The following is a 19328-nucleotide window of genomic DNA, read 5'->3' on the forward strand; positions in this document are numbered from 1 at the left end:
AGGCACTTTGGGCCGTTCACGTGAGGAGAACCTCGGCGGCTATCGCGGCGGTTCTCATCAGCGAGACCGGCCAACGGCCGTAGTCTGAGCGGCAGCATGGCGGGTGCCTCTGGCGCACCGGTCGCTGTATTGACGGAGTCGAAGAAGGAGGGGCCGGTGGCCGATCAGGCTACAGAGTCCGGAGCAGGTGCCACCAGCGGCAACGCTCCCGAAGGCAACACCACCGACGGCGCTGCGCCGAAAGGCACCACGTCGGGCTCGGGAACGGGGAGTGACAACTCCTCCCCCGCCGCTGCCACCGGGGCTGGCAAAGGATCTTCCAGCCCAAAGGCCTCATCGCGGGACGGATCCTCTCACAGCGGTGCCTCGAAAGCCCCTGAAAACCGCTCATCGCCTAGCTCGGGCTCTCGCAACAACGCCGCCAACTCCAACAGTAGGCAGGGGGGAGCCGCAAAGAAGGGCAACTCCTCCTCCGGTGGGGCTAAGAATGGGGCGTCTAAACCTGGTAACGGCGCAGAGGCCCGCAACAGCTCGGGTGGCCCGCCCACAGGTCGTCGCATGCGCGCTCGCTTGGCCCGCTTTAACGCGCCGTGGCAGGGCCCGACGCTGCCGGAGGTCCTGGAGCCGCTCGTAGCCACACACCGGGCCGCTCATCCCCGAGCCGACATTCGTCTTCTGCAGAAGGCCTACGACACCGCTGACCGGCTGCATGAGGGTCAGTTCCGTAAATCCGGCGACCCGTATATCACCCATCCGCTGGCAGTGGCGTCGATCCTGGCCGAGCTGGGTATGGACACCAACACGATGGTGGCGGCGCTGTTGCACGATACCGTCGAAGACACCGCCTACGCGCTCGAGGAGCTCGAGGAGGAATTCGGTGGCGAGGTGGCGCTGCTGGTCGACGGCGTGACCAAGCTGGATAAGGTCAAGCTAGGCGACGCGGCGAAGGCCGAGACGATCCGCAAGATGGTCGTGGCGATGGCCAAGGACCCACGGGTTCTCGTCATCAAGTTGGCCGATCGTCTACATAACATGCGCACCCTGGCCTTCCTCCCTCAATCCAAACAGGAGCAGAAGGCACGCGAGACTCTGGAAATTCTCGCTCCGCTGGCCCACCGTTTGGGTATGAACACGATCAAATGGGAGCTGGAGGATCTCTCCTTCGCGACCCTGTACAAGAAGCGTTACGCCGAGATCGCTCGCTTGGTCGCCGACCATTCCCCGCAGCGGGAGATTTTGCTACAGCAGGTCACCGAACGGGTGAAGTCTGAGCTGAAGTCTTCCCGGATCAAGGCGAACGTGTCGGGTCGACCCAAACACCTGTACTCGATTTACCAGAAGATGATCGTCCGCGGTAGGGATTTCGCCGACATCTATGACTTGGTGGGTCTGCGCATCCTGGTCGATAGCGAGCGGGACTGCTATGCCGCGTTGGGCGTCATCCACGCCAATTGGCAGCCGGTACCGGGACGCTTCAAAGATTACATCGCCATGCCGAAGTTCAACATGTACCAATCGCTGCACACAACGGTGATCGGCCCCAACGGCAAGCCGGTGGAAATGCAGATCCGCACCTGGGCGATGCACCGCACCGCCGAGTACGGTATCGCTGCGCATTGGAAGTACAAGGAGACGCGATCGGCCACGGTGGCGGGCCCTCCTGCTCACATCGACGAAATGGCGTGGCTGCGACAACTGCTGGATTGGCAGAGGGAAGCGGCCGACCCCTCGGAATTCCTGGACGCGCTGCGTTTCGATCTGGCCTCCTCGGAGGCGTACGTCTTCACCCCGAAGGGCGATGTGATCGCGCTTCCGGCCGGTTCGACACCGGTCGACTTCGCCTACGCGGTGCATACTGAGATCGGCCATCGCTGTATTGGCGCGCAGGTCAATGGGAAAATAGTGCCGCTGGAGTCCACGCTCTCCAATGGAGACGTGGTGGAGATTTTCACGTCGAACTCCAAAGATGCTTCCCCAACCGAGGACTGGCTGACATTCGTCAAGAGCCCACGAGCTCGTACGAAGATCAAGCAACACTTTAAGAAAGAGCGCCGCGAGGAAGCCATCGAAATGGGCAAGGAGCTGCTGACGCGGGCGATGCGTAAGCGCCGCTTGCCCATGCAGCGCATCTTGACCACCGACAACTTGACGTCGCTGGCGCATGATCTGTCTTTGAAGGACGTCGAGGCGCTGTACGCGGCAATTGGCGAGAAGGACCATTCGGCCGAGCACATCATCGCGAAATTGCTCGATAGTCAAGGAGGAGCCGAAGGCGCCTCCGAAGACATCGCCGAAGTGGCCGCCCCGGTTGTTCCGCCCAGTAAGGTCGACCCTCAACATCATGGCGATATGCACACCGGCATCAAGATCGCCGGGATGGAAGAGGGCGAGATGCCCGTGCGACTCGCTCGTTGCTGCAACCCCATTCCCGGTGATGACATCATCGGTTTCTCAACCCGCTTCCACGTGGTGAGCGTGCACAGGCGCAATTGTGAGAATGCAGAAGACCGGGCGGAGCTGCAACCGGACCGGGTAGTCGAGGTCTCGTGGGCCGATCAGGCCGAACAGACCACTTTTGTGGCCACGATTCAGGTGGAGGCATTGGATCGCCATCGCCTGCTCGCGGATGTCACACAGGCGCTGTCGGGGGAACGTATCTCGATCCTCTCGGCGACGGTGACCACGACGCGAGACCGGGTCGCGTTGTCCCGCTTTACGTTCGAAATGGCCGACCCGAAACATCTGGACCACATCGTGAAGGTCACTCGCAATATCGAGGGCGTCTATGATGCCTACCGCTTGACCTCGGCAGACCCCCATTAAGAAACAATGGGCACGTTAGCACGAATCCGAGATTCCTCGGGACAATATTGGCGAATGGTTGTCATACCGGCTCAACGGCGTTACGTTGTGGAGTGTGGCCGTCACCAGAACGCACAGTTGCGCGACCGGCGGTCACATCGACGGAAATACCGTTTTCGGACTCTCGAGTCCGAATCACGAGGGGGAATTCGGCATGGGCATTGGTGACAAGTTCGATGACATGAAGGACAAGGCCAAGGATGTCATGAACGAGGCCAAGGAAAAGATGTCGGGCGATGAGGACGATAAGTCCGCCACCGACAAGCTCCAGGACAAGGCGGGCGATGCCCGCGACAAGGCCCACGAATTGAAGGGCCGCGCCAAGGAGAAGTTCGACAAATAAAGGTCGACATGTACTCCTAGAAAGCCCGAAAGCTGCCATGAGCACCTTCGTAGGGCTAAAGGAGCTTCCTCCAACTTCGATCCAATGGCGATGTTCCCTACGCAGTACCGCAGCCATCTGGGCTGCGGCCCACTCGCCACTTCCCAGTCAGTAGGGGCACCGACATGAAGTAGGGGCCCAAGACGATTCGTCTTGGGCCCCTACTTATTACCGTTTTTCGGTTCGGCTAATCGCGTCGACTGCGCGCCGATCGGCTGCCGCGGCTACCACGCGATGCGGGGCGGACCCCGGGCCGGGGTGTCGTGGTCGCTACAGCGGCGGAACGTTCGCCCTCATCAGCGTCAACCTCATCAACCTGCAGGTCGATATTGTCCGATTCATCACCCAAGGTGCGGTCGGGAACATCGTCTTCCTCGTCGCCGTCCTCGGAGATTCCGGCGCGCTTATTTGCCACCTTCTGGTTGTGCTTTTGATAGACCGGGCTGCGATTGGCCAAGTCCACCACGAGCGGCGCTGCTAGGAACACCGACGAGAAGGTACCGGTGATGACCCCGACGAAGAGGACCAAGGCCAGGTCCTTAAGCGTTCCGACACCGAGCATTCCCACACCGATGAAGAGGAGCCCTCCAACGGGAAGCGCACCGATAATGCTGGTGTTGATGGAGCGCATCAACGTCAAGTTCACCGCGTCATTCGCGGCCTCGGCGAACGTCTGGCGTCGACTCTGTAGGAGGCCTTCGGTGTTCTCTCGCAACTTATCGAAGACCACCACCGTGTCGTACAGCGAATAAGCCAAGACCATCAGCATTCCGACCAACGTCGACGGTGTTACTTCGAACCCGACAATCGCGAATACCCCAGCGACCAAGACCAGGTCGAAAATCAAGCTGGCCAAGGCGGCCACTGCCATCCGTTTTTCAAACCGGAGCCAAATAAAGAGCGTGACCAAGGCGATGAAGACCAGCAATGCCACCAGCGCTTGCTGTGACACCGCCTGCCCCCACGTTGAGCTGACTTCAGTCACCGACACGTCGCTGGTTTCGATCCCCAACAGGGAGGTAATCGCCTGCCGAGCGCCCGCGGTTTCCTCGTCCGACATGACGCCAGCTCGGATCACGTAGTTGGCGGCGTCTCCGGAACCGGCACGTTGAGCGGAGGACACCGGGACCCCGGCGTCTTCGACGGCTTCTTCGACGTCCTCTAGCGAAACGGTCGAGGATACCGGTGCCGCGTACTGCACACCACCGACGAAGTCGATACCCAGCGTGAAGCCCTTGAACAAGATGGCAATCACGCTAATGGTCATGAGAACCGCGCCCGCGATATAGAGCTTCTTGCGGCTGGGGACGATGGGAACGTCAGTTTCTCCGCGATACAGCTTACTGAAAATTGAAAGCTCGGAGCTGCGCGCTTGATTCTTCTGTGGACTCATAGGAATCAGTTCTCCTTAGCGGCGCACTGCGGAGCGCTCGAGGTCGGGGTCAATCGTCTTCACATAGAGCCCAGAGAGTTTCTTGTTGTTCAAGAGCGATCCGCGCGAAAGGTAAGACGCGATCGGATGCGTGAACAGGAAGACGACCATGATGTTGACCAAGGTGGACATGCCCAGGGCGAAAGCGAATCCGCGCACCGGGCCGATGGCCAGGATATAGAGCACCAACGCAGAGATGATCGACACCGCGTTGGCGGACAGAATCGTCCGCCTGGACCGGGCCCACGCTCGAGGCACGGCGGATTTGGCAGACCGTCCCTCCTTCATCTCCTCCTTGATGCGTTCAAAGAACACCACAAAGGAGTCGGCGGTGATACCGATGGCGACGACAAAGCCCGCCATACCCGCCAAAGTCAAGGTGAATCCGATCTCGGAACCCAGCAGGGAAACCGCTGGATACAGCGTCAAGGTCGCCACTCCGAGACTGCCCAGCACGATCAGACCCATGACCCGGTAGTAGGCCAGGCAGTACACGAATACCAGCAGCAAGCCCAGCCCACCAGCGAGCAGACCTGCCTGTAGCTGCGACACACCTAGGGTCGGTGTGACTTCGTTGATCGTCTCAATAGTGAACAACGAGGGCAGCGAACCGAAGTTCAGCTGGTCGGCCAGCAATCGGGCCTCAGTGGAGTTGAAGTCCCCGGTGATTGACGTGGAGGTGGAAGTGGGCTCCTGGATGACCGGAGCGCTCACCACCTCATTGTCAAGCACGATCGCTACTTGTTCCTGCACGTTCTCTGTGGTCAGACTCCCCCACAGGCCAGCGCCCGTCGTAGTGAACGTGACGTTCACGTTGAAGCGGGTCGGGTTGCCCGGGTCAGTTCCGATGTCGGCATCCTGCACATGTTCACCGAGGACCTCGGACGGAAACAGGTAGTACTTTTCGAAGTACTCGGTCTCACCGTCGGGCGCGGTCATAGAGCCGCAGGCCACAACGTCCACGTCTGGGTCTTGGATGGCTCCGGGCGGACGTGAGTCAAGCTGGTCGCACGAGATCGTCGGTACCAGGTATTGGGTTTCGGTCGGCAGGACGCTGACTTCTTCCCCGGACAGTTCACGGAAGGGGGCGAGCAATTCCATGGTCTCGACGTCGGTTGGAACCGATTCCAGACCTTGCGCGGCTTCGGCGGCTTCCTCTCCGACCTTGGCCCACACCTCGTCGAGCGACACGATTGGCTCGTTGTTGTCCTCGCTGGACTCCTCGGCGGCCTCATCGCCATTGTCGGTTTCGCGGGTTTCGTCGGCTTCGCCTTCGGTGCCGTTGTCCTCGCCCTCGGAGTCTTGGATTTCCTCCTCGACGCCCTCCAGATCCTCTTCTTGTTCGGCGAGGTCTTCTGGGTCCAAGTCAGACAGGTCCGGCATCGAGTCAGCGACGATACGGAAACGTAGTTCGGCTGGGGCTCCGACCGCGCGCAGACCTTCTTGGTCCGTGTCGGTTCCTGCCACGTTGACCACAATGTTGTTGCTGCCCTCGACATAGACCTCGGGCTCGGTCACACCGGTGGCGTTGACACGGTTCTCGATAATCTGGCGGGCCTGTTCGAGAGTCTCCTCGTCAGGGGTGCCGCCGTCAGGGTCGTATGCCGACAGGGTCATCGACAGACCACCCTGCAGGTCAAGGCCCAACCGGGGGGTGGGCAGCTCCTTGAAGTTGGTGGTGGCCAACGCCGAGGACCAGATCACGGCGAGGATGACGATGAGGGCGACGAAGTATGGCGCCACTCGCAGCCGTTTTTGCTTCACCTTTTTACGGGTTCGCGTCGGAGGGTGTTTGCTGCCCTTGGTTGCCACTGTCGTGTCTCTTCCTTTTTATCCGGTATCGATTCGTCGGCGAGGTCTCCGAGTGGCATCCGATGGCTCCAGCGTTTCGCTAAGCGGATGCGACACGGCGACCCTTGGCGGTTTTGACGGGGTGTGCCAAGGCCGCACATGATCTAGGCGCAATGTCAGTGGGTGCCCTGCCAGGACGGATCTCACAACGGCATGGTCCCGCGCCGCAACACTTCGTCGGTCAACGGCCACGCCTAGAGGGGCACTCCTGGACCACACTTCGCATGACGTGCTCGGCTAGGTGTCCGCTACGCGGTCTCGACGGCAGGTATCGCGAGTATGGCCCCACCAGCGGGCTCGACTGGGCCAGGTCGGAACCTGACACCTTAATGAGGCCTACTGCATGCACACGGGCGGAAGTAGCCTGGCAACGCCAACGCCGCAGTGCCTGTGGCGACGTTGTCCGGAGACGATGCCCAACAGGTCCATCGCCCAGGGAACAGTGTCCAGGGGGCATACCGACATAAGCCGGGACTCATGTCTCATTGCGCACGTTATTTAATTGTCAGTACTACTTAGTAGTACTTCTTGTCTTTTCCTTTGCCTTTATCGTCATCGTCACCTTTTTCGTCACCGGAGGTGAGTTTTTCCAAGTCCTCGTCGGTGATGGTGGAGTCGACCTCGTTGAGCGGTTCTTCCTCGGATCCGTCGCCCTCTTCCTCGACCTTGGCGACTGCCTGGCGGTTAAAGACCAGGAAGACGTCGTCGGAAGCTTCGAGCGTGATGGTCTCCTCATCAGAGTCGACCACGGTGCCAAACAGCCCGCCGATGGTCATCACTCGGGCGCCCACGGCCACCGAGCTTTGCATCTGCTGAGTCTCCTTGGCGCGTTTACGCTGCGGACGGATCATAAGGAAGTACATCAGCAGGATAAACCCGCCGATCATCAGGAAGAAGAACATCGAGGAGCCGCCCTCGCCTTCTTGGGCGAGGAGAGTTGCCGGTTCAGCCAGGAGCACGATTGGCCCTTTCCATTGTTTGACTATCGAGAGATACGTCTGCGCGGAGTCTAACCGGTCGCTTGCAGCCGGTGAACAGCGCCACAGGCTCAGAAACGTGATTCTGGGCCTGCCTGCGGTGTTTTGAACTATTTTCAACTTTCAGCATCGCAGTCGTTACTAAAAAGCGTATCTCCAGGTGAGGGTGATCCGCCTCCCTGGGGTGGGGTCCGTCCTAGGTGAATCCAGCCATGCCCGGTTGCGACTCGGCCTCGCGGTGTGCGCGCCAACAAGCCCGCACGCACCAGATACGGCTCGCACACTTCCTCAACCGTGTCGGCTGGTTCTCCGACCGCCACCGCCAAAGTGGTCAATCCCACCGGACCACCCCCAAAGGAGTCGATCAAGGCAGACAGCACCGCCCGGTCGAGCCGATCCAGACCGAGGTTGTCGACGTCATACAACGCCAAAGCGTCCTGGGCAACGGCCTCAGTGATAACCCCATCAGCCCTGACCTGCGCGAAGTCGCGCACTCGGCGCAATAGCCGGTTGGCTATACGGGGTGTGCCACGTGATCTCTTGGCAATCTCGGCCGCCCCCGCATCGGTCAATTCGACCTCGAGAATGCTCGATGAACGGATAAGGATGGTGTGCAGCTCGGCCGGTTCGTAAAACTCCAGCTGGCCCAGAAACCCGAAGCGATCACGTAGCGGGCCGGTCAAGAGTCCTGACCTTGTCGTGGCTCCGACCAGAGTGAAAGGTTCAAGGTCGAGAGGAATCGCGGTGGCACCGGGGCCCTTGCCGACAATCACATCGACTCGGAAGTCCTCCATGGCGGTGTAGAGCAGCTCTTCGGCTGGCCGGGCCATACGGTGAATCTCATCGATAAAAAGAACGTCCCCGGGGCCCAAGCTGGTGAGGATGGCGGCGAGGTCACCTGAACGCTCAATGGCGGGGCCGGACGTCTGCCGCAAGGCCACCCCGAGTTCGGTGGCGGTGATCATGGCCAGCGTGGTCTTTCCCAGCCCCGGTGGCCCCGACAACAATAGGTGGTCAGGAGAACTTCCCCGTTGCTTCGCACCTTGCAATAGCAACTGAATCTGCTCGCGTACCCGCGACTGACCGATAATCTCGTCGAGCTTGCCGGGCCGAATGCTGGCCTCGGCAACCCGATCCTCCACCCCCGCCTCAGCAGCCACAAGCGCGTGGTCAAACTCAGGCTCACTAACGAAAGAGGCACTCTCATCGACAGGGCCAGGAGGATGTTGGGGCTGCCCCTCGGGCCGAGGGTGGGGATCAGTGCGGTCCGGGTCGGTCATCTATTTCTTTCCCAGCAGACGGATGGCTTGTTTCAACAAAGAAGGCACGTCGGCCTCATCGACGCCTTCGGTGTCCAGTCTCGCAATGGCCGCTTCTGCGTCCTTGGCCGACCATCCCAGCGCCTGGATACCTTGGCTTACTTGAGTGCGCCAACCGGCGGGACGTTTGCCGTTGACCTGTTCGGGCACAGTTCCAGGTACGAACCCGACTTTGTCCTTTAGCTCCAAGACCAGCCGCTGGGCACCCTTCTTTCCCACTCCGGGAATGCGCGTCAGCGTCGCGGTGTCACCGGAGGCGATCGCGCGGCGCACCTTTTCCGGCTGATGCACCGCCAGCGCGGCCTGAGCCAGGCGCGGGCCAACTCCGGAGGCCGTTTGGAGCAGTTCGAACAGGTCGCGTTCGTCCGGTTCGAGAAATCCGTAAAGGGTCAGCGCGTCCTCACGGACGATAAGAGTGGTGTGCAAGAGGACGGTGCGGCCAAGGCGCAGCCCGGCAAGCGTGTTGGGAGTAGCCCGCACCGCATAGCCGACTCCGGCGACGTTGATGACGGCTCGGTCACCAGCGATGTGCACGATTTCTCCGTTGAGCAGGGCGATCATCGCCAGGCTCCCTTCTGGGTGGCGAGTCGGAGTTTGTTTTGGAGACTACCGCGCCACAGGTGGGTGATGGCGATGACGAGGGCGTCAGCGGCGTCGGCGGGTTTGGGCGGGTCGGTGAGGCCCAAAATGCGGGTGATCATAGCGGTGACTTGGCGTTTGTCGGCTGAACCGTTGCCGCACACTGCGGCTTTGGCCTCAGATGGCGTGTATGTGGCCACGGGCAATCCGGCTTTGGCTCCAGCGAGCATGGCGATGCCGGATGCTTGGGCGGTGCCGATAACACTGGCGACGTTATGTTGGCTGAAGACCCGTTCGACGGCGACGGCTTCAGGCTGGTGTCGTTCGAGAAAGTCACGCAGGCCCGCGTCGAGTTCAAACAGGCGGGTGGCTAGTTCGGTGTTGGGGTCGGTACGAATGACGCCCACGGCGACCATGGTTCCCTTGACTCCGGGGCTGCCTTCGACGATACCGACGCCGCAGCGGGTGAGTCCGGGGTCTACTCCCATGACGCGCAATTTCGCTCCTCGATGTCTGCCCCGCGGAGAGGCGGGCCTTCGACGTTGTTGAGGGCTGAGTTCGGCCCTCAGGGCTATAAGACTCTATCGTCCGGGGCAGACAGTTTCGGCGCGTGTGGGCAATTGTGATGCGGATTTTCTCTTTCGCTCCCGCTGGGGACGGGACCGTTAGCTCGCCAACGGCGAGAGGTGGGTGTTGCTCGCCGTTGACGGGCACCGGTACGGATCGATGGTTTTGTCCCTGTTGTCGCAAGGGCGTCCACAGGGTGGAACCGCATCGGTGATCTGGGCGTCAATCGCTGAAATTTACTTGCCGACCGGCTAGCTGGAACCTTAATCTCGTATGAGGCGAAGTCTCTCCCGCACTGACCTTAGTCAGGCCACTCCTACGTACCTTGCGAGTCTCTTGTGTCTGTTGTTTCCGTTAAGCCGGCAGTCGGCCCCACTCAAACACCGTCCTATCCACGGCGTTTCGTCGTCTTGCTGGTCTTTGTTCTCGGCGCGTTGACTGCTTTGGGACCACTGGCCAGCGACCTCTACCTACCCGCATTCCCCGAAATTGCCAACCAGCTGGGAAGCACCGAGGCGCGTATCCAGCTGACGATGACCTCGATGATGTTGGGCCTGGCGCTGGGACAAGCCATTCTAGGGCCACTGTCGGACCGCTATGGACGGCGCAAGCCCCTCCTGATCAGTGGCGCCATCTTCACTGTGGTGTCGCTCGCCTGCGCTCTGGCGCCCACCGCCGATATCCTCCTGATCCTGCGGTTCGTCCAGGGCCTCGCGGGGGCCGCGGGCATGGTCATCGCTCGCGCGGTCATTCGTGACTTCTTCGAAGGTGACGACATCGCTCGGTTCATCTCCAAGATGATGCTGGTGACGATGTTGGCTCCGCTTTTGGGTCCCATTCTGGGTGCGCAGCTACTCGAGCTGGGGTCGTGGCGATTCATCTTCATCTTCTTGACCGTGGCCTCGGCCATCACCATGATCTTTTTGTACTTCACGTTGCCCGAAAGCCTCCCGAAGGAGGCCCGGCGTGACTTCAACCTAGCCGAATTCGGCCGCACAGTCGGGCAGCTGCTGCGCGACGGGGCGTTCATGGCCCCGGTCATGGCGGTTGGGTTCAGCTTCGCGATGATGTTCACCTATATCTCGGGCTTCTCATTCGTGTCGCAGAACTCCTACGGAGCCACCCCACAAACCTTCGGACTCATCTTCGCCATCACCACCATTGCCCTGGTGATTGGTAATCAGGTCAACATCCTGCTCATTCGTTTTATCCGGTCGTCAACTCGGTTGGCCATCGGCTGCGCGATCAACACCATATCGGTTATCGCCCTGTTCGCGCTCCAACCGCTGGGCCTGGACACTCTGTGGACGATCACGGGAGTACTCGCGGTACTGATGTTCGGGGTCGGCGTGCTCTTCCCCAACGCCGGGTCGATGGCCATGACGTCCCAGCCGCCGCCCATCGCTGGCACGGCCTCAGCGATCATGGGATGCATCCAAATGGCGATGGGCGGTAGCCTCGCCGCCCTGGCCAGCATGAATCACGCCAGCGAGGTCACCTTCACCTCGATGACGACGGTGATGCTCGGTCTGGGCCTGGTCGCGGTGGTGGCTGTGGCCTTCACCGTGCGCATCTACCGAGCTCGCGAACAAGCTCTAGCCGCCTGAGCACCTACGAGGTGGGGCGTGGCTTTCGAGCAATCGAAAGCCACGCCCCACCTTTGCTTGGATATGACTACGGGAAACGCCCCCGAACGGGCTGGGAAGTCAGTCGATTTGCGCCAGGACCTCATCGGCGATATCAATATTGGAGAAGACGTTCTGCACCTCGTCTGAGTCTTCCAACGCTTCGATGACCTTGAAGACCTTCCTAGCCAAGTCCGCGTCAGCAGGTACCGTCACGCTGGGCTGAAACGAAGCCTCGGCCGAGTCATAGTCAATGCCCGCTGATTGCAGCGCGGTACGCACCGCGACCAGGTCGGTCGGTTCGGAGATGACCTCGAATGACTCCCCCAGGTTGTTGACCTCCTCGGCGCCCGCGTCCAACACCGCCATCAGTAGGTCGTCTTCACTCAAACCATCGGCCGCCGGAACCATGACGACGCCCTTACGGGAAAACATGTACGACACACTCCCGGCGTCGGCTGGGTTACCGCCGTTACGAGTCAGGGCCACCCGCACCTCACTCGCGGCCCGGTTGCGGTTGTCAGTCAGGCACTCGATCAGCAGCGCCACGCCTCCAGGTGCGTAACCCTCATACATGATCGTCTGATAGTCGGCACCGCCCGCTTCCAATCCTGCGCCACGCTTGACAGCTCGATCAATGTTGTCATTGGGAACCGAGCTCTTCTTGGCCTTTTGAATCGCGTCGTACAAAGTCGGATTGCCATCGGGGTCAGGACCACCGGTGCGAGAGGCGACTTCCACGTTCTTGATCAGTTTGGCGAACAACTTACCGCGCTTGGCGTCAATCACGGCTTTCTTGTGCTTGGTCGTCGCCCATTTAGAGTGGCCTGACATGTCCCTCTTCCGTCCCTCTCATCGTCTCCGACCCGGCTGAGTCGCAAACGAGTGCGGTTCTCAGCCCCGAGCCCCCGCAGCGGCCCGCACCATGGTCACAAAGTATTCGTGCACTCGAGCGTCGGTGGTCACCTCAGGGTGGAACGCCGTCGCCAAGTGATTTCCGGAGCGCACGGCGACGATCCTACCGTCTGCGGGCCCTTGGCTGATACGGCCGATCACCTCAACGTCATCGCCGATCTCCTCAACCCACGGAGCACGGATAAAGACGGTCCGATACGGGCCGCCCTCAATCCCGGTCAGCTCGACATCGGTTTCGAAGGAGTCGACTTGGCGACCGAAGGCGTTTCGCCGCACCGTCATGTCAATCGCGCCAAAGGAACGCTGATCGTCGCGACCGTCTACCACCCGGCGAGCCAACATGATCATGCCCGCGCAGGAGCCATAGGCGGGCATGCCGTCATCGAGACGCTTACGAATCGGTTCCAGCAAGTCGAATGCCAGCAGCAAATTGCTCATCGCCGTTGATTCGCCACCGGGAAGGACCAAAGCTTCCACATCGTCGAGTTCGCTCGCCCGACGGACCTTACGAACGTTCGCGCCAGCGGCCTCCAGTGCTCGGGCATGGTCGACCACGTCACCTTGCAGAGCCAACACTCCGATATTCGGTTTCGTCACGTTCAACATCCTCCCCAGACGCATTCCTCTTCGGCATGACACGTCACTTTTCAGCCTACGTCTAAACTCCGAGCACGGCCCGCTGGACCACATCCGGTTGTGAGCTGGAATGCCAGAAATTCACCAGCCTGTGAGCTGCGAAAATGTTCAATGGTTGCCGCAGACTGCCGGGCGCCTACGCTCAAGTCGCGTAAGCGAAGCCAGCAGTCGCGCCACCCACCAAGCTACCTGGCACAATATGGAGGCTTGCGAAAAACGGGCTCAGGGCCACAGGAGGCAAAGTTTACGCTGGTAAACGAGTCGACAGGTACACCACGGGTGCCGTTTACACAAGCCTTAAGGTCCGCTGCGAAACTTCTTCGCCCCACCCCAAGGAGCACTTCATGGCGACAAACGCAAAAGCCCGCGCCGCGCGCTCAATGCCCAGCCCGGCCCGGTCAGCCCGAGGCGCCCTCTGGCTGCAATCCGGAATCTCGGTCCTCAGCGGCGCGCTGGTGTGGCTGCTGCACGTGGCCGGTACCGATATGGTTCCCAACGCAGCGGTTGACCACGCCTACCGCGCCGCCGCCAGCTTGGCCGGATACGGTCTAGTCCTCCTTGGCCTCACCTTGCTAATGGGAACCCAGTGGCGCTTGCTCTGGCTACTGCTACTGACGTTGCAGTTTGCTACGGTGGCCGGCCTGTTTTGGCTGATTTTCACCGGGGGCGTTTACTGGGCGATGGGAGTGGCCTTGACTATTGTTCCGATAGTCATCATCGGCACGCTCACCGAACGGTCCTCGCGGCGGTGGTTCAACCGCTAACGATCCCGTCACCGCCGTTGCCCTCACTAAGATCACCTGCCCGACCGTCACGACAACGAGGTTAAAACCAGATGCTTCCCCAACCGAGCCAGCGCCACGATGGGCGACCGCCGCAGATCAAGAAGATCCAGATAGCGCTATGGGTGCAGGCGACATTTGCGCTCTGTGGCGGCAATCTAGTGGCGCTGACGCTCTATGGCGTCCAAAGTGCCTCCGTGGAGGAGCTACGTGAGGCCGGGTTCGCCGAACGACCGCCGACTGGCCCCTTCTGGATTCTGGTCGTGTTGCTGTTCCTCACCTGCGCATTCGCAGCTATGGCGGCGGGACGCCTATCCTCCCAGTTGCCGATCGCGCGCAAATGGGCCATCGCGGCATCGGTCATCTACTTCGCCGTTGGCTCCACGCTGGTCATGTTCGCGCCCAACATGGTGCTGGTGTTGGCCATCCCTCTCGTAGCGTGCATGTTTTCACTGTTCTGGCTTTTCAGTGCGGATGTCAAAGAATGGTTCACACCCAAGTAAGCCCGAGGAAGGACCCTTGGGTGGCATAGCCCACGAGAGTGGTCACAACTCATTAAAATGGGTTCGACACTCACATCGGCACCATCACGGCTTCGCAGACGTATCAGACCATCCGCGACTGACTCCGCCACCACCGTAAGCGAGAAACCATGACACATCCTTGGCCACGGTCAGGTTCGGCGCATTCGCAACCCCCGGAGAATGACGGCAGCCCCCCACAGCCCGGCGCGGGCCCCCAAACCGATACCGGTTTGCCCCATCGGGAGGCGACTAAACCGTTCGTGAGTCGGCTCGCCAAGGTCTGTCTCATCGCTATCTGTGTGTTCTCCGCACTGTCAATCGCAGGGCACAACTGGGCCGCCGCCGATGAAGAAACCGCACAATACACGGCCTTGGGCATCCCATACTTCCTGTTCATTTCCATCATCACGCTGCCGGTAATAGCGCTGGCGATTTTCCTTATCCGAGTAATCGACGTTCCCATAAGCGCGCTGGCCGCTGGCGGCATTAGCGTAGCGACAATTCTCGCCATGTTGTCGACACTTTCGTTTACCGCGCTATTCATCGCCACGTCCGGCTCCTCCTCGGCACCACTGCTCGACTCGGGCCGCCCATGGCCGTTCTATGTGGGCACAGTCAGCCAGTTCGCGGCGCTTCCGTTCTTGTATGGCGCGATTATCGGGTTCGCGCATCCGAGCGGGCGCGCCTGGATTCTCCGATCAGAGGGCGCCGGCGTAACGTCCCCCGCGCCGGGACGCGAATCCGCGACCTCTCCCCGCCCAGAAGGCCGTACCCACAAGAACTACTAAGGCATAGCTCTTCTCACCCCCGCCAAGGAGAAAACTCCCCCATGACCTATCCGCCCGCACATGGCCAAAATGTGCCCGGCCATGGGCTACCGCCACCCAGATCTCACCTGGACGGCCCGGCTGGAGCATACGGCCTGCCGTTGGAAGGCAGTTCCGTTGTCTCCGGACACAGCCTCGCCCCGCCGGTACGCAAGCCCGGGTCCATTGCCGGAGTCCAGACAATTCTGTGGATTTTGGCAGCCATCTCGGCGCTTGGCGAATTTTTTTCCATTATCAGCTTGGTCGAGTATGTCCACCCGCTAAGTCTCGTTGCCGTGGTGGTGGCTGGCTTCCTCACGGTGAAAAGCGTCATCGCGTCGATCTACATCGGACGCGGTCGCCGCTGGGCGTGGATTCTAGGTCTCATAGGGGCTGTCCTTGGCATTGTCTTTGGCCTCCTCGGCCTTGTCAGCGGCCTGTTTGTCTTCGAAGAGACCCCGATACCCCTATTGGCCGCGACCGTGTTCCTCGCAATGTATGTGACGCTGCTGTGTTTGCTGTGCAGCACAAGCGCACGTGTGTGGATCACGTCGCATCGGGCGCTGCCTATGATGCCCAGTCCGCATGGAACACCCACCGCCACAGGAGCGGGCGAATCTCCCGTCGAAGGCCCTACTCCGCAGGGCGCGAGTATGGATCCGCACGCGGTCGCGGCAGCCATGATGCAGATGATGCGCTACGACCCGGATAAGAAGCCTGGATCGCTCACCGCCGCCCAGGTGCTGCTATGGATCTGGACTTTCGGCGCCATCGCCATGGCTGGGATCTTGTGGATGGTCAGGCTGCAACCAGCCGAACCGGCCGAGCTCAATAGGTACTTCCCCGAATACCAGCCTTTGTTCATCTGCGCGATCGCCATGGCTGTGCTATTGCTGGTCATCTCCGTCGGGCTGGCGACGAAAAGCGCGTGGTCGGCAGTGGGATCGCTGGTTGGAGCCTGTGTTGCCTTTGCCTTGCACATAGCGATGTTCATCTTGATGTTTGTCTTCCTAGACAGTATGCGCAGCCCCTTTCACTCCTATTGGGAAGGCCACGTCCTCATCGCCGCCTGGAGCAACATGGCCCTCATACCCGTTGCGATCACCGCGATGATTCTCTGCATTGTCCCCAACGGGCGACGCTGGCTCGCCCACATCAACTCAACCAAGCCCCCACCGGTGGCCCACCGTCCACCCATATCTACCCACCAGAATCCACCCGCTCGTTAAGCCCTTACTCCCAACAGTCTTTGCGACACTTCGTCAACAGGAAGCCACACATGACCAATCACCCACCGGGCCCATTCCCTCCAGCGAGCGGGCAACCCGCACCCGGTTTCGCACCGACACCGCCACCTCAGCACTCCGGACCTCCGGCCAACTACGGGATGAATAGTGCCCCAGCCGGACCAGCTGGCGCATATGGCCATCTGCCGCACGGCCCGGCTCCGGTGCCAGGACAGCCACCACTTCCGTCGTTGACCAAACCCGGGACCGTCACCGGAATCCAGGTGATCCTGTGGATCATGGCCGCGATGTCGGCTATCGGCGAGCTGTTCTCGATCATCAGCTTGGTCAACTACTTTCACCCGCTGGGTCTCATTTCGGTCGTCCTCGCCGGTTTCCTGACGGTGAAAAGCATCATCGCGCCGATCTACATCGGACGCGGTCGCCGCTGGGCATGGATTCTGGCCCTGATCGGTACGATCCTGGGAATTGTCTTCGGAACTCTGGGCCTTATCTCGGGTGCTTTGAGCGCTATCCCCGTGGTCATTCTGGTGGCGACGTTGTTCCTCGGCCTGTACGTGACGCTTCTGTGTCTGTTGTGCACCTCGAGCGCCCGCCGGTGGATCACGACTAATCGCATAATGGCCATGGCCGCGGGAATGCCGACCGGCCACCCCCAGGCGAACTATCCGCCCCAAGGGCAGCAACTAAGGGCCCAGATTCCGCCCGGAACCGATCCACACGTCGCGGCCGCCGCGCTGATGTTGATGAATCAGGGCTCCAAACCCGCCATCCCGCACAAGAAACCTGGCTCGCTAACCACCGCTCAGGTCTTCGCCTGGATTCTGCTTGTTGGCTTGCTCCTTGCCGCCATCAACCAGCTACGTATTCTGATCCTGCTGACCAACGACCCACTTATCATCTACGTCGAGGACCTGATCGTATACACGTCGGTGCATCTGGCAGGCTATTCGCTTCTGACGATTATGTTGCTGGTGACTGTCTTCGGGTTCATCAAGACCGCCAGATGGTCAGGCACCTTCGCCCTGGTCACATCCATCGTGGCCACCGCGCTGTTGCTGGTTCCCCTTACCATCATCATCTTGGCGGAAATGTTCTTGGGCGGAAGGCTTTACTTGGCCGGTGATCAGTTCGGTACCTTCGTCAACTTCCTCTGCCTTGCCACCTTCCCGCTGGCTCCCGTGATGATGATTTTGATGATCGTCCCCAGTGGTCGACGCTGGATCAAGCACCAAGGATCCCTCACGTCGATGCCGCCGACCAACCAAGCGTATTTTTCAAGTCCCGCAGCCGCACCACCGCAGCGCGAGGCCTATGACCAGTCTGGTTACAGCGGATACTCCGAGCACTCGCCCTACGCCCAACCTGGAAGCCAGCCTCCGGCCAATCCTCAGTCGTATCACCAAGGCGGGCAGCCGCCCACCTTCCCTTAGCGGGACAGTTTCCTCTCGGCGCAAATGGGGGAGGCACTAAGTGGACGCCTTGTACGACAATAGGGTTAGGTGACGCAGAGCCATTTGCGCTGTCGCCGCTTGCCTCACCATGTCGGCCCCAGATACAACTTGAGCCTCAACAACGATCGGACGCGAACCACATGGCTTATCCACAGCCACCGCAACCTCGACCGGGCCCCGCCCAGCCCCCGGCGAGCCATCCGCAGCCCGGGGCCGCTCCCGTAGCCTCGGGACACGATCCTGCCACCGTTCCGCTGCGTGCCAGTCAGCTCTCAGGCCGACCGCAAACGGCGATGCCCATTGCCCCGGCCATCGCACCCAAGCGTTCGCAGCCTCCTCAGTATGCCGTTCCCATCCCCGACAAAGTGGGCCATAAGAAGTCCGGCACCATGAAGGCCGCGCAGATTCTTCTGTGGCTACTGGTGGGAATCTGCTTGGTGAACGCCGCACTTCCCAGTTTGCTACTGGGCGAGTTCACTCCGCGCATTTCGGCGATAGTGGCCGCTAGTGGCGCGGTGTTGTTGGCAGCCGGGACATACTGCGTCGTAGCCAAGCGGATGAACGCCCTGCGGTTGGCAACCGTCGGACTGCTGGCTGTGCTGATGGCGGCGTCAATCGTTGGATTTATCCTGGGCATGGCCGAGGGCACCCTCTCGTTTCTAGAGGCTTTGGCGATTTTCGGACAGTTGGGCTTGATGGCAACGACGGCCGGGGCTCTCCTGTCTTCGGGAGCGGTGCGGTGGACGAACCCGGGAAAGGACCCACGTCGATCGAGGAAACCATTTCCCGCCAATCCAGGCCAGCCTTCGCCCTCAATGCCCCCGACCGCGCAGCGGAGCGGGCAGCAACCGGCACCACCGGCTCGAACCATGGTGCCCACACAGCAGCAACTTCCACCTGGGTCCACGCATCCGGCAATGGGGCACCGGCCCATGTCTGCGCCCGCTGGGAATCCGCAACCACCACAGGCCGCTCCACATCAGGCGCCGTGGGTGCCCAAGTAATATTGCGCTGTGATCGGTAATGCCGCATCACTCCCCAATATCCACAGTCGCATAACCGACAAAGATGGTTCTGGAAACGTCATCTGTGGGCCGCGGAATGCTCATAGATTACAGCCTATGAACCTCACTTACTTGCGTGCGTTTGCCCTCATGATCGTTTCGATTTTCGTGGTCACCTCAATAGCCACTCCCGCCTTCGCCCATATGAATCAAGACGGAATCAACGCGAGGATTCTGGAGGGTTTGACCGGAGTACATGGCCGCCAGGGAGTCTGCCGTTCGATTCCATGATGAGTGGCCCTATCTCACGCGGCGACACGACACGACCAAACCTCAGAAATGCCGTATCAGCCATACATGAACGCT

General features: G+C 60.6%; 18 protein-coding genes. 10 read left to right on the forward strand and 8 right to left on the reverse strand.

Going from position 1 to position 19328, the window contains the following annotated elements; all coding sequences use genetic code 11:
- Positions 1 to 156 precede the first annotated feature (156 nt).
- Together JQS30_RS09235 and JQS30_RS09240 are read left to right on the forward strand one after the other, a co-directional pair.
- Positions 157 to 2823, forward strand: coding sequence for a RelA/SpoT family protein (locus JQS30_RS09235; protein WP_246497838.1), 2667 nt, complete (start codon positions 157 to 159; stop codon positions 2821 to 2823).
- 94 nt (positions 2824 to 2917) lie between these two features.
- Positions 2918 to 3205, forward strand: coding sequence for a hypothetical protein (locus JQS30_RS09240; protein WP_213170003.1), 288 nt, complete (start codon positions 2918 to 2920; stop codon positions 3203 to 3205).
- A 226-nt stretch (positions 3206 to 3431) separates the two neighbouring features.
- Here JQS30_RS09240 and secF read toward each other — a convergent pair whose 3' ends face one another.
- The 6 genes from secF to ruvC form a co-directional block, all read right to left on the reverse strand.
- A complete protein-coding gene (secF, locus tag JQS30_RS09245; protein ID WP_213170004.1) occupies positions 3432 to 4637 on the reverse strand; it encodes a protein translocase subunit SecF in 1206 nt (401 codons plus the stop codon).
- Positions 4638 to 4652: 15 nt separating this feature from the next.
- Positions 4653 to 6440 carry a protein translocase subunit SecD gene (gene secD, locus JQS30_RS09250; RefSeq protein WP_213170005.1) on the reverse strand — a complete coding sequence of 596 codons (1788 nt, stop codon included), beginning with the start codon at positions 6438 to 6440 and terminating at the stop codon, positions 4653 to 4655.
- Between the two features lie 602 nt (positions 6441 to 7042).
- Positions 7043 to 7486: a preprotein translocase subunit YajC gene (yajC, locus tag JQS30_RS09255; RefSeq protein WP_213170006.1), complete on the reverse strand. Its 444-nt coding sequence runs from the start codon at positions 7484 to 7486 to the stop codon at positions 7043 to 7045.
- Between the two features lie 134 nt (positions 7487 to 7620).
- Positions 7621 to 8784 (reverse strand): Holliday junction branch migration DNA helicase RuvB, encoded by a 1164-nt coding sequence (gene ruvB, locus JQS30_RS09260; RefSeq protein ID WP_213170007.1) that lies wholly within the window; start codon positions 8782 to 8784, stop codon positions 7621 to 7623.
- Complete coding sequence (gene ruvA, locus JQS30_RS09265) at positions 8785 to 9384, reverse strand: Holliday junction branch migration protein RuvA (RefSeq protein WP_213170008.1); 600 nt, start codon at positions 9382 to 9384, stop codon at positions 8785 to 8787.
- Entirely contained in the window at positions 9381 to 9899 is a 519-nt protein-coding gene (gene ruvC / locus JQS30_RS09270) for a crossover junction endodeoxyribonuclease RuvC (RefSeq protein ID WP_213170009.1), read from the reverse strand. The genes ruvA and ruvC overlap by 4 nt, the downstream gene beginning before the upstream one ends.
- Positions 9900 to 10307: 408 nt before the next feature.
- Between ruvC and JQS30_RS09275 the strand changes: the two genes are divergently transcribed.
- Positions 10308 to 11576: a multidrug effflux MFS transporter gene (locus tag JQS30_RS09275; RefSeq protein WP_213170010.1), complete on the forward strand. Its 1269-nt coding sequence runs from the start codon at positions 10308 to 10310 to the stop codon at positions 11574 to 11576.
- 99 nt (positions 11577 to 11675) lie between these two features.
- Here JQS30_RS09275 and JQS30_RS09280 read toward each other — a convergent pair whose 3' ends face one another.
- Positions 11676 to 12428, reverse strand: a complete 753-nt coding sequence (locus JQS30_RS09280; RefSeq protein ID WP_213170011.1) for a YebC/PmpR family DNA-binding transcriptional regulator — start codon at positions 12426 to 12428, stop codon at positions 11676 to 11678.
- Between the two features lie 60 nt (positions 12429 to 12488).
- Entirely contained in the window at positions 12489 to 13106 is a 618-nt protein-coding gene (gene pdxT / locus JQS30_RS09285) for a pyridoxal 5'-phosphate synthase glutaminase subunit PdxT (RefSeq protein WP_246497840.1), read from the reverse strand.
- Between the two features lie 383 nt (positions 13107 to 13489).
- On the opposite strand from pdxT, the gene JQS30_RS09290 reads away from it, so the two are divergent.
- The 7 genes from JQS30_RS09290 (at position 13490) to JQS30_RS09320 (ending at position 19253) form a co-directional block, all read left to right on the forward strand.
- The gene (locus JQS30_RS09290) at positions 13490 to 13909 is read left to right on the forward strand and encodes a hypothetical protein (RefSeq protein WP_213170013.1); all 420 of its coding nucleotides are present in this window, start codon (positions 13490 to 13492) and stop codon (positions 13907 to 13909) included.
- A gap of 71 nt (positions 13910 to 13980) precedes the next feature.
- A complete protein-coding gene (locus JQS30_RS09295; RefSeq protein ID WP_213170014.1) occupies positions 13981 to 14430 on the forward strand; it encodes a hypothetical protein in 450 nt (149 codons plus the stop codon).
- Positions 14431 to 14579: 149 nt separating this feature from the next.
- Positions 14580 to 15239: a hypothetical protein gene (locus JQS30_RS09300; protein WP_213170015.1), complete on the forward strand. Its 660-nt coding sequence runs from the start codon at positions 14580 to 14582 to the stop codon at positions 15237 to 15239.
- Positions 15240 to 15280: 41 nt separating this feature from the next.
- Positions 15281 to 16486, forward strand: a complete 1206-nt coding sequence (locus JQS30_RS09305) for a hypothetical protein (protein WP_213170016.1) — start codon at positions 15281 to 15283, stop codon at positions 16484 to 16486.
- Between the two features lie 50 nt (positions 16487 to 16536).
- Complete coding sequence (locus tag JQS30_RS09310; protein WP_213170017.1) at positions 16537 to 17937, forward strand: hypothetical protein; 1401 nt, start codon at positions 16537 to 16539, stop codon at positions 17935 to 17937.
- A 161-nt stretch (positions 17938 to 18098) separates the two neighbouring features.
- Entirely contained in the window at positions 18099 to 18962 is an 864-nt protein-coding gene (locus JQS30_RS09315) for a hypothetical protein (RefSeq protein ID WP_213170018.1), read from the forward strand.
- A gap of 117 nt (positions 18963 to 19079) precedes the next feature.
- Positions 19080 to 19253 carry a hypothetical protein gene (locus tag JQS30_RS09320; RefSeq protein ID WP_213170019.1) on the forward strand — a complete coding sequence of 58 codons (174 nt, stop codon included), beginning with the start codon at positions 19080 to 19082 and terminating at the stop codon, positions 19251 to 19253.
- Positions 19254 to 19328: the final 75 nt, after the last annotated feature.

It is taken from the genome of Natronoglycomyces albus (assembly GCF_016925535.1).
In the GTDB taxonomy this organism is placed as follows: Bacteria; Actinomycetota; Actinomycetes; order Mycobacteriales; family Micromonosporaceae; genus Natronoglycomyces; species Natronoglycomyces albus.